Below are 328 nucleotides of genomic sequence, written 5' to 3'. Positions count from 1 at the left end.
CGCAGCTTCTACGGCAATTATTCCCACTTCTTCCTGGTCCAGGTAATGGTAATATATACCGGCGGCATTGCTTCCGCCACCCACACAGGCCACTACAAAATCAGGATTTTCACGACCCTCTTTTTCCTGCAACTGTTTTTTCACCTCTTCAGAAATCACGCTTTGGAATCGCGCCACCATGTCGGGATATGGATGCGGCCCCACTACAGATCCAATAATATAATGTGTATTTACCGGATTGTTGATCCAGTCGCGAATGGCTTCATTGGTTGCATCTTTTAACGTGCGGCTGCCCGAAATTGCAGGAACAACGGTTGCTCCCAGCATC

Annotated in this window: 1 pseudogene; it reads right to left on the bottom strand. The window is 48.5% G+C overall.

Features of this window, described 5'->3' with window-relative positions:
• Positions 1–328 (bottom strand): annotated as a pseudogene (locus HC175_RS21990) (tryptophan synthase subunit beta); the annotation flags it as partial.

Source organism: Salinimicrobium oceani (assembly GCF_012037645.1).
The sequence above is the reverse complement of the archived record's forward strand: the minus strand, read 5'-3'. Positions and strand labels throughout refer to the sequence as shown.